The sequence below is a fragment of the Sphingobium fluviale genome, from assembly GCF_004122115.1.
Lineage (GTDB): Bacteria > Pseudomonadota > Alphaproteobacteria > Sphingomonadales > Sphingomonadaceae > Sphingobium > Sphingobium fluviale.
In genome coordinates, this window is sequence record NZ_SBKP01000013.1 from 47,047 (window position 1) to 59,404 (window position 12,358).

Annotated in this window: 11 protein-coding genes; 3 read left to right on the forward strand and 8 right to left on the reverse strand. The window is 61.8% G+C overall.

Annotated elements, in window-relative coordinates; all coding sequences use genetic code 11:
- Nucleotides 1-19: 19 nt before the first annotated feature.
- Nucleotides 20-1,702 carry an energy-dependent translational throttle protein EttA gene (gene ettA, locus EQG66_RS12260; RefSeq protein ID WP_129404883.1) on the reverse strand — a complete coding sequence of 561 codons (1,683 nt, stop codon included), beginning with the start codon at nucleotides 1,700-1,702 and terminating at the stop codon, nucleotides 20-22.
- Nucleotides 1,703-1,979: 277 nt separating this feature from the next.
- Between ettA and EQG66_RS12265 the strand changes: the two genes are divergently transcribed.
- Entirely contained in the window at nucleotides 1,980-2,180 is a 201-nt protein-coding gene (locus EQG66_RS12265) for a hypothetical protein (RefSeq protein WP_129404884.1), read from the forward strand.
- A 138-nt stretch (nucleotides 2,181-2,318) separates the two neighbouring features.
- Here EQG66_RS12265 and lpdA read toward each other — a convergent pair whose 3' ends face one another.
- From lpdA to EQG66_RS12280, 3 genes are read right to left on the reverse strand one after another with little or no spacing between them, the layout of a single operon-like run.
- Complete coding sequence (lpdA, locus tag EQG66_RS12270; protein ID WP_129404885.1) at nucleotides 2,319-3,731, reverse strand: dihydrolipoyl dehydrogenase; 1,413 nt, start codon at nucleotides 3,729-3,731, stop codon at nucleotides 2,319-2,321.
- Between the two features lie 4 nt (nucleotides 3,732-3,735).
- A complete protein-coding gene (locus tag EQG66_RS12275) occupies nucleotides 3,736-4,125 on the reverse strand; it encodes an acyl-CoA thioesterase (RefSeq protein WP_245988077.1) in 390 nt (129 codons plus the stop codon).
- Nucleotides 4,122-5,417: a pyruvate dehydrogenase complex dihydrolipoamide acetyltransferase gene (locus tag EQG66_RS12280; protein ID WP_129404886.1), complete on the reverse strand. Its 1,296-nt coding sequence runs from the start codon at nucleotides 5,415-5,417 to the stop codon at nucleotides 4,122-4,124. The genes EQG66_RS12275 and EQG66_RS12280 overlap by 4 nt, the downstream gene beginning before the upstream one ends.
- A gap of 138 nt (nucleotides 5,418-5,555) precedes the next feature.
- On the opposite strand from EQG66_RS12280, the gene EQG66_RS12285 reads away from it, so the two are divergent.
- Together EQG66_RS12285 and EQG66_RS12290 are read left to right on the forward strand one after the other, a co-directional pair.
- Nucleotides 5,556-6,011 (forward strand): universal stress protein, encoded by a 456-nt coding sequence (locus EQG66_RS12285; protein WP_129404887.1) that lies wholly within the window; start codon nucleotides 5,556-5,558, stop codon nucleotides 6,009-6,011.
- Between the two features lie 94 nt (nucleotides 6,012-6,105).
- Nucleotides 6,106-6,405 carry a GIY-YIG nuclease family protein gene (locus EQG66_RS12290; protein WP_129404888.1) on the forward strand — a complete coding sequence of 100 codons (300 nt, stop codon included), beginning with the start codon at nucleotides 6,106-6,108 and terminating at the stop codon, nucleotides 6,403-6,405.
- Between the two features lie 79 nt (nucleotides 6,406-6,484).
- Here the strand turns inward: EQG66_RS12290 and rnr are convergent, their stop codons facing one another.
- The 4 genes from rnr to phaR form a co-directional block, all read right to left on the reverse strand.
- On the reverse strand, nucleotides 6,485-8,785 hold the full coding sequence (gene rnr, locus EQG66_RS12295; protein ID WP_129404889.1) for a ribonuclease R: 2,301 nt from the start codon (nucleotides 8,783-8,785) through the stop codon (nucleotides 6,485-6,487).
- Nucleotides 8,786-8,832: 47 nt separating this feature from the next.
- A complete protein-coding gene (locus tag EQG66_RS12300; protein WP_164975674.1) occupies nucleotides 8,833-10,089 on the reverse strand; it encodes an MgtC/SapB family protein in 1,257 nt (418 codons plus the stop codon).
- Nucleotides 10,086-11,612 (reverse strand): proline--tRNA ligase, encoded by a 1,527-nt coding sequence (gene proS, locus EQG66_RS12305; protein WP_129404891.1) that lies wholly within the window; start codon nucleotides 11,610-11,612, stop codon nucleotides 10,086-10,088. The genes EQG66_RS12300 and proS overlap by 4 nt, the downstream gene beginning before the upstream one ends.
- 85 nt (nucleotides 11,613-11,697) lie before the next feature.
- A complete protein-coding gene (gene phaR / locus EQG66_RS12310) occupies nucleotides 11,698-12,255 on the reverse strand; it encodes a polyhydroxyalkanoate synthesis repressor PhaR (protein ID WP_129404892.1) in 558 nt (185 codons plus the stop codon).
- Nucleotides 12,256-12,358: the final 103 nt, after the last annotated feature.

Below are 12,358 nucleotides of genomic sequence, written 5' to 3' on the forward strand. Positions count from 1 at the left end.
CGGGCGCGAGAGCCGGAGCCTATCGCGTCAGCTTCTTGTATGCGAGGCTGGTCGGGCGGTCCGCAGCATCGCCAAGGCGGCGGCGCTTGTCTTCTTCATATGCGTCGAAGTTGCCCTCGAACCACTCGACATGGCTGTTGCCCTCGAACGCGAGGATATGAGTCGCGAGGCGATCGAGAAAGAAGCGATCGTGGCTGATGACCACGGCGCAACCTGCGAAATTCTCGATAGCATCTTCCAGCGCGCCCAGCGTTTCCACGTCCAGGTCGTTGGTCGGTTCGTCGAGCAGCAGCACGTTGCCGCCGGTCTTCAGCATCTTTGCCATGTGGACGCGGTTGCGCTCACCGCCGGAAAGCTTGCCGACATTCTTCTGCTGGTCCTGCCCCTTGAAGTTGAATGCGCCGACATAGGCCCGCGTACTCATGTCAAAGCCGTTGACCTTCATATAATCCAGCCCGTCGGAGATTTCCTCCCACACATTCTTAGAGCCATCCAGATGATCGCGGCTCTGGTCGACAAAGCCGAGATGCACGGTAGAGCCGATCTCGATGCTGCCGCTATCGGGCTTTTCCTTGCCGGTGAGGATCTTGAACAGCGTCGATTTGCCCGCGCCGTTCGGCCCGATCACGCCAACGATGCCGCCCGGCGGCAGGGTGAAGCTCAGATCCTCGAACAACAGCTTGTCGCCAAAGGCCTTGGAGATATTTTTGACCTCGATGACCTTGCCGCCCAGCCGCTCTGGCACCTGAATGACGATCTGGGCCTTGCCGGGTGCGCGGTTTTCCTGCGCGGCGACAAGCTGCTCGAATTTCGAGATACGCGCCTTGGATTTGGTCTGGCGGCCCTTCGGCCCCTGCCGGATCCACTCCAGCTCTTCCTTGATCGCCTTCTGGCGGCCTGATTCCTCGCGCTCTTCCTGCTCCAGCCGCTTGGACTTCTTTTCAAGATAGGTGGAGTAATTACCCTCGTAGGGATAATATTTACCGCGGTCGATTTCGAGGATCCAGCCCACCACATTATCGAGGAAATAGCGGTCGTGGGTGATCATCAGCACCGCGCCGTGATATTCCTTCAGGTGGTTTTCCAGCCACTCCACGCTTTCGGCATCGAGATGGTTGGTCGGCTCATCGAGCAGCAGGATCGAGGGCTTCTGGATCAACAGGCGCGTAAGCGCGATGCGGCGCTTCTCGCCGCCGGAAAGGCTCTCCACGCTCCAGTCGCCCGGCGGGCAGCGCAGCGCCTCCATTGCGATCTCAAGCTGGTTGTCGAGCGTCCATCCATCGACAGCGTCGATATGTTCCTGAAGCTCGCCCATCTCTGTCATCAAGGCATCGAAATCCACGTCTTCCGGCGGATCGGCCATGATCATGCTGATCTCATTGAAGCGATCGAGCTTGTCGGCGATGTCGCGCGCGCCGTCTTTCACATTTTCCAGCACGGTCTTGGTCGGGTCCAGCTCTGGCTCCTGCGCCAGATAGCCGACCGTGATATTCTCGCCCGGCCATGCCTCTCCGGTAAAATCGGTGTCGATCCCGGCCATGATCTTCATCAGCGTCGATTTACCGGCTCCGTTGGGGCCGACGATGCCGATCTTCGCACCAAAGTAAAATTGCAGGTTTATGTTGTTCAGCACCGGCTTTTGCGCGCCGGGGAAAGATTTGGTCATGCCCTTCATGACATAGGCATATTGCGCACCGCTCATGATCGGTTGGCTCCGCTCGGATGGTTAAGGAATGGATGGCTGCGCGTTAGCGCAGCGCGTCCGCAATGGCAAATGGCTTCCGCGACCAACCGCAGATCACCCTTGCACAAAAATAAAAGCTATGTAGTAGAGAATCGTTCGTCGCGCGATTCTCAACAGGACGCTCGGTGGCAAAAAAGAGTTGATTTGTTGACTTGATGCGTTAATTCGGTGCGCTCGCATGTGTGAAACTGTTAAGGTTTACATGAGCGAGACACGCTATTGGGAGCCTAACAAGATGAAGAAGATCGCTGTTGTTTTTGCTTCGGCTGGCCTGCTGGCACTTGCCGCTTGCGGTTCGAAGCCGGAAGAAGCCGCCAACAATGCTGCAAACGTTGTTGATAACGCTGCTAACGCCGTTGAGAACGCTGCTGCCAACGTTGCAAACGTTGCTGACAACGCCGCCAACACTGCCGAGAACGCCGCTAACGCGATGTAATCTTGGGCGCTGTTGCGCACATAATCAGGCGGGATGGCCCAGTGCCTCCCGCCTTTTTTATTGCCTGCCGGACAAGAAAAACCGCGCCGGAGCAGGTTACTCCGGCGCGGCCACTGATGGCTGTATCCCCTCCGCGCGTCACATATGCAGCGCACGCCCATAGGCAGAGAGCACGCTCTCGTGCATCATTTCACTCAGGGTCGGGTGCGGGAACACGGTGTTCATCAGTTCCGCCTCGGTCGTCTCCAGCGTCTTGCCGACGACATAGCCCTGAATCAGCTCCGTCACTTCCGCGCCGATCATGTGCGCACCCAGCAGCTCTCCGGTCGCAGCATCGAACACGGTCTTGATGAAGCCCTCGGCCTCGCCCAGCGCAATCGCCTTACCATTGCCGATGAACGGGAAATTCCCGACCTTCACCGTATAGCCCGCTTCCTTCGCCTTCGCCTCGGTTAGGCCGACAGACGCGATCTGCGGGTGGCAATAGGTGCACCCCGGAATATTGCGCACATCCATCGCATGCGGGTGCACATCCTTGTTGCCCAACGCCTGAGCAATGGCCTCGGCGGCGATCACGCCCTCGTGGCTTGCCTTGTGCGCCAGCCATGGCGGCGCGGTGATGTCGCCAATCGCCCACAGTCCGTCCACATTGGTGCGGCACAGGCCATCAGTCTTGATATGGCCCTTCACCTGCTCGACGCCCAGCGCCTCCAGCCCGATATTTTCGCTGTTAGGCACGATGCCGATAGCAACGATGCAATGGCTATAGTCGCCAGAGACGATTTTGCCATCCTTGCCTTTGATCTTTGCGGAAACGCCCGTTGCGGTGGCTTTCAGCTCCTCGACCCCCGCGCCAGTGAGGATGGTCATGCCCTGTTTGGCAAGCGCCTTTTCAAGGAAGGCAGAAACATCCGCATCCTCGACAGGCACGATGCGGTCCATCATCTCGACCACGGTCACATCTGCGCCCATATCGTTGTAAAAACTCGCAAACTCGATGCCGATGGCGCCAGAGCCGATGACGAGCAGCTTTGTGGGCATCTCTGGCGGGGTCATGGCGTGGCGATAGGTCCATATGCGCTTGCCGTCTGCCGGCGCGAACGGCAGATCGCGCGCCCGCGCGCCGGTGGCGATGATGATGTGCTTGGCGGTGAGTTCTTCGGTCTTGCCATCCTTGGTCACGGCAAGCCTGCCTTTGCCGGTTATCGTGCCCTCGCCCATATGCACGGTGATCTTGTTCTTCTTCATCAGGTGGGTGACGCCCTGATTGAGCTGTTTCGCCACCCCGCGCGAGCGCGCGACGACCGCGTTGATATCGGCGCTGATCTTCTCCGCCGCGAGGCCATAGGCGCTGGCATGGCTCATATAGTGAAAGATCTCGGCAGAGCGCAGCAGCGCCTTGGTGGGGATGCAGCCCCAATTGAGACAGATGCCGCCCAGATTCTCGCGCTCCACAATCCCGACCTTGAGGCCAAGCTGGCTCGCACGGATCGCCGCGACATAGCCGCCAGGGCCGGAGCCGAGGACAATAAGGTCATACGTGTTTGACATTATTTCACTTTCCTAGATCGGATGAGATGGTGCGCGGGGTGTTATTTTCGTCCACCGCCACAAATGTAAAGCAGCCGGTTGCGGTAAGGCAAGCGTCGTCCCCATCCCGCTCGCGCCGCCAGCCTTCCGCGGAGATGGTCATCGACGTGCGCCCGGATTTCTCCAGCGTGGCATAGACCGACAGCTCCTCGCCCACCAGCATCCCCGCCGGAAACGTGAAATCGCTTGCCGCGACGAGGATCGCCCGGCCCTTGGAGTGGCGGGAGGCGAGCGACGCCGCGCCCAGCGCCATCTGGCTCATGATCCACCCGCCAAACACCCCGCCATAGGGGTTGAGATCCGTCGGCATCGCGGTGAGCCGGATGATGGGGTGGCCTTCGGGAGGCGCTGTCACGCCAGCATGCCCAGCGGCTTCTCTACCAGCTCTCGGAAGGCGCTCATCAGGCGGGCGCCGTCCGCGCCGTCGATGGCGCGGTGGTCAAAGCTGCCGGTCGCGCTCATCACGGTGGCGATCTGCAGCGCGTCGTCCACCACGAACGGCCGCTTCTCGCCCGCGCCGATCGCCATGATCATCGCCTGCGGCGGGTTGATCACCGCCTCGAACTGCTTGATGCCCATCATGCCCATGTTGGAGAGCGAGGCGGTGCCGCCCTGATATTCCTGCGGCTGCAGCTTGCCCGCCTTGGCACGAGCGGCAAGATCGGCCATCTCAGTGGAGATTGCCGAGATGCTCTTCGATCCCGCGTCCGTGACGATGGGCGTGATCAGGCCGGACGGGATCGACACCGCCACGGAAATATCCGCACGCGTGAACTGCAGCATCTGGTCGCCCGCGAACTGCACATTGCACTCCGGCACGATCATCAGCGATTGCGCCAGCGCCTTGATCAGCATGTCATTGACCGAGAGCTTGATGCCCCGGCTTTCCAGCGATGCGTTCAGCTCGGTACGCAATTTCAACAGCGCATCAAGGCGCACGTCCACCGTGAGGTAGATATGCGGCACGGTCTGCTTGGATTCCGTGAGGCGGCGCGCGATCGTTTTGCGCATGTTGGAAAGTTTGACGACCTCATGCGGGATGCCGAAATCCTGCGCCGCGACGGGTGCGGACGGAGCAAGCGGCGCTGGCGCGGAAGCGGTTGTGCTGGCGGTCGGCACGGGCGCTGCACCGGGCATAGCCGCCTCGACATCTGCTTTAACGATGCGGCCATTGGGGCCGGTGCCGGTCAGGCTCGCCAGATCTATGTCACGGGCCTTGGCGATACGGCGGGCGATAGGCGATGCCATCACCCGCGCGCCGGATGCGGCAGATGATGCGGGCGACGTGACTGCAGGGATGACCGCCGCAGGCTCAGCAGCGCGCGCTGGCGCCGGAGCTGGGGTTTGAGCTGGGGCCGTGACAGCGGCAGCCGGTTTGGCAACGGGGGCGGCGGCGGCCTCACCGCCCTCGCCCGCCATCGTGGCGATGACCGTGCCGACCTTCACGCCCTCGCTACCCTCGGCAACCAATATCTGGCCGATCACGCCCTCGTCGACCGCCTCGAACTCCATCGTAGCCTTGTCTGTCTCGATCTCTGCCAGCAGATCGCCGGACTTGACGCTATCCCCCTCCTTCACCAGCCATTTGGCGAGGGTTCCTTCCTCCATTGTGGGAGAAAGCGCGGGCATTTTGATTTCGATGGACATGAGCTATGGTGCCAATCTCGAATGAGCGTTCTATGGATGGGGCGTGATCGTTCCATTTTATACCGGGGTCAATCCAAATTGCATAAAATACACTAAAAACATGCTAATTTGGCACATTTATAAAGGAGAGATGTGCATATGAGAACCTATCTGGTTATCATGGATGAAAGCCCGGAGGCCGAAAAGGCCATCCATTTCGCCGCGCGCCGCGCCGCCAAGACTGGCGGCGGAGTGCATATCGTCGCCGTCACTCCGCCTGCAGACTTCGTCCAGTGGGGCGGCGTGCAGGAGATGATGGACGAGGAAGCCCGCGAACGCGCCGAGGAAATGGTGATGGGTCTGGCTGGGGCCCTGATGCAGGAATCCGGCATCCGGCCGACGATCACCGTGCGTAGTGGCGAACCGATCCCGATCATCCGCGAGCTGCTGAAGGAAGACGCCACCATCGCGGCACTGGTGCTGGCGGCGGCAGCCAACGGCACGCCGGGCCCCCTCGTCGCCCACTTCACCGGCGCGGAAGCAGGCAAGATGCCTTGCCCGATCATGATCGTGCCGGGCGGCATCAGTAGCGAAGAAATGGAACGGCTGAGTTGATGAAGCGGACTGTTGGAACATGACAACTTGCGGATATCCCCTCCTTCGTCACCCCGGGCTTGACCCGGGGTCCCGCTTTTTTGATGTTCCAACGATGCGTGACACGAAACAGGGCGGATGGGTCTATATGATGGCGGACCGCTATCGCGGCACTATGTATGTGGGCGTCACATCCGATCTCCCGACGCGCATTTACCAGCATCGAGGCGGTACTGGCTCCGACTTCTGCGCTAAATATGGACTAACTCGGTTGGTATGGGCGGAGCAAGGCGAAGATATCGTGAGTTGCATTGCGCAAGAGAAGCGCATCAAGCGCTGGCGGCGCCAGTGGAAGTTCGATTTGATCGAGCGTGGCAATCCGGAATGGCGCGATTTGTTCGATCTGCTGGCCTGAAAGAACAGCGGGACCCCGGGTCAAGCCCGGGGTGACGGTAAGGATTAGGCAGCTAACCCCAACAAAGCAGCCACTCCGCTCACCGCCGTTTCACCGGCCCCTTTTTCCTGCTGGTGTGCCGGATATTTGCCGGGCGGCCCTGGCGATGGATGGGGCGCGGCGGGCGTTTTGCGCCGGTTCGCCCGCCCGCGCCGCCGCTCATGCCAAAGCTCGGCCCATCGGGCAGCTCAAAGCGCAATGACCCGCCGACCGGATCAGCCTCCACCAGCCTCAGTTCGATCTCTTGCCCCACATGAAAGCGCGTGCCGGTCTGTTCCCCCTCCAGCGCGCGGTGTGTTTCATCGAAATGAAACCGCTCGACGCCCAGCATAGACACCGGCACCAGCCCGTCGCCGCCCAAGCCCTGAACGGTCGCGAAAAAACCGAAGCTCTGCACCCCCGTAATCCGCGTCTGCATCACCTCGCCCACATGCTGCGCCAGATAGGCCGCGACATAGCGATCGACCGTTTCGCGCTCCGCCTCCATCGCGCGGCGTTCGCACCGGCTGATCAGCTCTCCCACGTGGGCCATATGGGTATAATCTTCCTGGCTGAGCGCGGTGACGGGCGGGATCGCGCCATCCTTGGGCGCGGGCAGTTCGAAACTGAAAGCCCCCACCAGCGCACGGTGGACCAGAAGGTCCGAGTAGCGGCGGATCGGCGAGGTGAAATGCGCATAGCTGCCGAGAGCAAGGCCGAAGTGCCCGGCATTCTGCGGGCTGTAATAGGCCTGCGTCTGGCTGCGCAAGATCTGCTCCATGATGATGGGCCGCGCCTCGTGATCCTCCAGCCGCTCGATCAGGCGGTTGAACATGGCGGGTGTAATCACCTGCCCCAGCGCAAAACCGATGTCGTAGGTGGCGAGATAGTCCTTGAGCGCGACGAGCTTTTCCCGGTTTGGCGGCTCATGGACACGGTACATCACCGGAGCCTTGCGGCTTTCGAGCGCCTTGGCCGCCGCGACATTGGCCGCGATCATGTAATCCTCGATCAGCATGTGCGCATCGAGCCGCTCGCGCACGGCGACGCTGACCATCTGCCCGGCCTCATCGAGCACTACGCGGCGTTCGGGCAGGTCCAGCTCCAGCGGCGCACGGTGGGTGCGCGCTTTCTTGAGCACGGCCCAGCACGCCCATAGGGGCTTCAGCGCCGCATCGGTCAGCTCATGCGGCTTGGCGCCATCAATCGCTGCCTGCGCATCCTCATAGGGGATGTTCGCCGCCACGCGGATAATCGCGCGGGAAAAGCGCCATGACTTCATCTTGCCCTTGGCGTCGAACGTCATGTGGCAGGCCATCGCCGCCCGGTCCTGCCCCGCTTTGAGCGAGCACATATCTGACGAGAGGGCGTGCGGCAGCATCGGCACGACGAGGTCCGGGAAATAGACGCTGTTGCCGCGCTTTCTTGCCTCGCGGTCCAGCGCGCTGCCGGGGCGGACATAATAGGACACGTCGGCTATGGCGACGATGGCCTTGAAGCCGCCGGCATTGGCGGGATCATCATCGCTCTCTGCCCACACAGCATCGTCAAAATCGCGCGCGTCGAGCGGGTCTATCGCCACAATCGGCAGATGGCGCAGGTCTTCGCGCTTGTCGGCATGGAGCGGCAGGCCGGAGACGGCCCCCGCCTCCGCTTCCACGCCTTCCGAAAACACATGCGGGATGCCATATTTGTGAATGGCGATCAGGCTGAAGCTCTTGGGCGCGAACGGATCGCCCAGCACCATGGCCACGCGCGCGGTGATGCGCGGCGGCCTTCCGCTCGCCTCGCACAGCACCAGATCGCCCGGCGCGGCGGCGCCGATGTCTGAGATCAGCGTGGCGTGGCGGATGCGCTTGTCGACAGGCTTGAGCCAGAAGCGATCATTCTCGCCCTTCTCCACCACGCCCAGAAGCTGCTCTTCCGCTTTGCTGAGCTTCTTCATCGGGTGGGCAACGAGGCCCTTGCCGGCATCCTCCGTGCGCGCGAGGAAGCGGTCGCCAATCCCCAGCGCGCCGGATTTGCGGCCCCGCTCGATTACGCGCAGCTTGGGCGGGGGAATACCTTCCGCCTCCCAGCGTTCCGGCACGGCAATCGCCTGATCGCCGTCCACCTCGACCACGCGCAACACGGTAACGCGGGGCACGCCGCCCATCTTGTGAAACGCCCTGCCCGGCCCAATGTCGATCAGGCCTTCGTCCGCCATGTCTTTCAAAAGCGCCTTCAGCAGGATCTTCTCCTGCCCGTGCAGGCCGAACGCCTTGGTGATCTCGCGCTTGCCCGCCGGTTGCCCGCTGGTTTCGATATATTCGAGGATCTGCTGCCGCGTGGGCATGCCTGCGGGGCGATGAGGTTTGGCCATGCGCCTTCGCTAGCCTGCCTTGGGGCGGGACGCCAGCGAAACAGGCGTCAGACTCTGAGCCACACCATGCCGCCGCCGATCAGCATCGCGGTGATCCCTAGCGGCAACGCCCCACGCCATCCCTTCGCGATCCCGGCTATGGCAAGCACCAGCACCAGCTTGACGACGCTGTTCACGAGGATAGGCAACGAAAACAAAAAGCCGATGAAACGCCAGTCCGTCAACAAGTGGCTGAGATTGGCGGCGGCGATGATCGCGGCGTCTACATCATAGAGGCCGGTGAGCCCGATCATCACCTCCGCACCCCGGCTGCCGAAGCGGGCGATCGTCCAGTGCGACGCCACCAGCACGACCGCGACCAGCGCGGCAAAGCCGACTGCGGGCCAGAAATCGAATGGATTGCGGGGCGGTGGCAGCGGGCCGTCTGCCTCGCGTTGTCGCGCGTGCAGCGCCGCTATAAGCGCATAGCCAATAGCAAACAACACCGCCGCGCCAATGCCCTCCAGAAATCCGCCTAGCGCCGATGGCGCGATCACCGCGCACAATATCAACACGCGGACCGGCATCATTGCCGTGGCGGCAGCAATGCCGGCGTTGAAGGTGGCGGGATCGGCATCAGCCTTGCGAAGCCTGCGCGCCATTTCCAGCGTCACGGCGGTGGAGCTGTAGGTCGCTCCGATCGCAGCAGCGATGATCGTCCCCCTGCTGTGACCAAGGCGCTTCCCTGCCCAATATCCCGCGAACGAGAGGCCGGTGACGAACACCACCACCAGCCAGATCATGCGCGGATTAAGGGCATCATATGCCCCCATGGCTTCATCGGGCAGCAACGGCAGCGCCACCAGCGTTATCGCCCCATAATGTGCCGCCGCGCGAATATCCTGCTCGCTCAGCGTCTTGAGCCAGCCATGTAACTGATCGCGCATCGAAAGCACGAGTGTGATCGCCCCGGCGGCGATCATTGCCTCGCGCGCATAGCCATAGGTCGCTTGCAGGCCGAGCAGCGCGGTCATGATGCTGACGATGGCATTTGTGGCGGAGACGTTTTCATCCGCTTCACCGAGCCGTGCCCGGTGGGCCAGCAGCACCGCCAGCACTATGCCCGCCATGCCCACGACCGCCAGCCAGATGGAAACATCGCGCGCCGCCAAGCCGCACAGCCCGCCGCCCAGCCCCAGCAACCCATATGTGCGGATACCTGCTATCCGCCCGCCATCATGCTCTTGCCTCAGCCGCCAGCCCCGCTCCAGCCCGATCAGCAGGCCGAGGCCCAGGGCAAGGAGGAGGGAGAGCGGCGCGCTCAATAACTGCGGCCGACCAATACCCGCTCGGTTGCGGGCGCGCCGGTGAAGATGCAGGCGCCGGAGGCAGGCGCTGCGTCCAAGGGCACATTGCGCAGCGTCAGCTTGTGGCCTTTGAGCCACTCCACCACCGTGTCGAGCGCGTCGCCGGTGGGTTTGCTCCACTCAACCTCGACCCAGCCGGGCTTGTCGCCATTGAACGCCGCGGCGAGCGCGTCCTTGTCGGTCACATCGCGGCGGATATTGGCGGAAAGCCGTGCCTTCGCCTCAGCATGCAGGCTGGCCTGAATATCCTCCAGCATCGCCGCTGCATCGCTGACGAAAGCATCGCGCGCCATAATCGCGCTGTCGAGCTTGCCCGCCTCGTTATACAGCCGGTCGCGACGGAGTACGGAAACATTTCCGCCCGCAACATCGCGCCCGCCGACCTCGATGATGATCGGTGCGCCCTTCTTGACCCAGCCCCAGCGCTTGGTAGCGGCCTTGGTCGGTCTCTTGTCAAACAGCACGCGCAGCGGCTCGCGGAACACATCAAGCGCGCCCAGTGCCTTTGCCAGATCCTCGCAGTAAGCGATTATGGCAGCATCCTCGTCATTGTCGCGCAGCATCGGCACGATCACGATCTGATGCGGCGCAATCTGTGGCGGGCAACGCAGCCCATCATCATCGCCATGCACCATGATGACGCCGCCGATCAGGCGCGTGGATACGCCCCAGCTCGTGGTGTGGGCGAGCTGCTGGCCGCCTTCCTGATCCTGATATTTGATGCCCGCTGCCTCGGCAAAGCCAGTGCCGAGATAATGCGAGGTGCCAGCTTGAAGCGCCTTGCCGTCCTGCATCATAGCCTCGATGCTGTAGGTGGCGACTGCACCGGGAAAGCGCTCATTCTCCGGCTTTTCGCCGGCAACAACCGGCATCGCCAGCGCGCTTTCGGCAAAATCACGATACATTTCCAGCGCGCGCATCGTCTCGCTCATGGCGTCGTCGCGCGTGGCGTGGGCGGTGTGCCCTTCCTGCCAGAGGAACTCCGACGTGCGTAAAAACATGCGCGTGCGCATTTCCCAGCGCACCACGTTCGCCCACTGGTTGACCATCAACGGCAGATCGCGCCAGCTCTGCACCCAGCGGCTCATCGCCTGGCCGATCACCGTCTCAGACGTGGGGCGCACAACCAGCGGCTCCTCCAGCTTCGCCTCCGGATCGGGGATCAGCCTGCCCTTGCCGTCAGCAATCAGGCGATGATGGGTGACGACCGCCATCTCCTTGGCGAAGCCATCGACATGATCGGCCTCTTTCTCGAAGAAGGAGAGCGGGATAAACAGCGGGAAATAGCAATTCTCCACCCCAGCAGCCTTGATCCGCGCGTCCATCAGCTTCTGGATGCGCTCCCAGATGCCATAGCCCCACGGGCGGATCACCATGCACCCGCGCACGCCCGATTCCTCGGCAAGATCAGCCTCTGAGATGACGGCCTGATACCAGGCGGCAAAATCCTGTTCGCGGGTGACGGGGAGTGCGTGTTTCACGGGGCTAATCCTGCTTACGGGGCTTAAAATGCCAACAGCCCCGCCATTAGGCGAGGCTGCTTTGCGTGTCGAGGGGTTTGCCCTCCTAGCTCAGCTTGTCGATCTTGGCATTGAGCGATGCAAGTTGCGCCTTGAGCTGGGCAATCTCGTCGTCCTTCGCGCCTTCGTCCTTTTTGGCGGCACTCGCCCCGACAGCAGGCGTGAAGGCCTGCGTAGCCGCCTCGAACATTTCCATATTGCGCTTGGCGATCTCTGCGAATGGCCCGGCGGTAAATGCGCCCTGCATCGCCTGCTGAAACTGCTGCTGGTTTTTGCGGAATGCCTCCATCGAGGATTCCAGATATTGGGGCACCAGCGACTGCATCGAATCGCCATACATCGAGATGAGCTGGCGCAGGAAGTTGACCGGCAGCATGTTTTTGCCGCGGCTTTCCTCTTCCATGATGATCTGTGTCAGCACGTTGTGCGTGATGTCTTCATCGGTCTTGGCATCGACGACCGTAAACTCGCGCCCCTCCCGCGTCATCTGCGAGAGCAATTCGAGCGTGATATAGCTGGAGGTTTCGGTATTATAGAGTCGTCTGTTCGCGTATTTCTTGATGACGATCGGTGATGATGCATCCACGCCCTTTTTTTGTGCCATGACGAGACCCGCTCCTTTGCTTCCCCGCAGCGAAGATGCACCATATTTTCTTGCGCCGCAACATGGGCCGCGCCCTTTGCCGCTTTTTCTTGCGCATTTATGG